We start from the raw sequence: 807 nt of genomic DNA, 5'->3' as shown, positions 1-807 counted from the left end.
CGGTATCCAGGATCGTATTGCTCGCAAAGGCATCGAGCGCAATGACAGGCTCGGGCGCCATCGGTGGGTGGTCGAGCGTACCCATGCTTGGCTGGCCGCGTTTGGCAAGCTGCGAACCCGCTTCGAGAGCCGCATCGACATTCATGTCGCGCTGCTTTCCCTGGCTTGTTGTGTCATCTGTGCTCGCAACCTCCCTTTGTTTTGTTAGCCGCTCTTAGCACACAAGCGCTGCACGTTTTTTATGCAGCTTCCGCCGCGGCGGGCTTTGCTCGCCGATCCACTGCTCGAAGGCCCGCAGCGCCGGCGAAGGCTCGCCGTGCTGCGGGTAGGCGAACCAGTAGCTCTGCTTGCCGGGCAGGGGCTGGCGGTGGGCGCGCACCACCTCGCCCGCATCCGGCGCGTGCTGCACCAGTGGCTGGGGCACCAGCCCCAGGCACTGACCGGCCGCCGCGGCGGCGATCACCATCGAGAACAGCTCGTACCTCGGGCCAAGCGAGGCCGGCACCGCACAGGCTGCCGCCCGAGAAGATGGCGGCGTCGAACTGGCTCTGCTCCAGCGCGAACGGGTCGGAGCGCACCGACCGAATCCAGCCTCTTGATCGGCCGCTGCTGCCAGGGTCTGTTGCTTCACCGGATCACAATGCATTCGACCCTATGATGGTGGACTTGCTCAGCGTTGCCCTAGCCTTACTGTGTCATAAATGTCACAATTCGATCTTCCGGACTTCGATTTGGAGGATCGATGAATGCAGCCGAGCGTTTCGATAGCTACCTGGAGCACCTGAGCGAAGGCCTGGGTCACGTGGA

Annotated in this window: 2 protein-coding genes; one reads left to right on the top strand and one right to left on the bottom strand. The window is 63.2% G+C overall.

Going from position 1 to position 807, the window contains the following annotated elements; all coding sequences use genetic code 11:
• On the top strand, positions 1–208 hold a 208-nt coding region (locus JHD63_RS22735), incomplete at its 5' end, for a transposase (RefSeq protein WP_198973073.1).
• Positions 209–214: 6 nt separating this feature from the next.
• Here JHD63_RS22735 and JHD63_RS22730 read toward each other — a convergent pair.
• Positions 215–505: a LysR substrate-binding domain-containing protein gene (locus JHD63_RS22730; RefSeq protein ID WP_198973065.1), complete on the bottom strand. Its 291-nt coding sequence runs from the start codon at positions 503–505 to the stop codon at positions 215–217.
• Positions 506–807: the final 302 nt, after the last annotated feature.

Source organism: Xylophilus sp. ASV27, from assembly GCF_016428875.1.
Lineage (GTDB): Bacteria > Pseudomonadota > Gammaproteobacteria > Burkholderiales > Burkholderiaceae_C > Xylophilus.
Note: the sequence above shows the minus strand (reverse complement) of the source record. Positions and strands in the feature narration are given on the sequence as shown.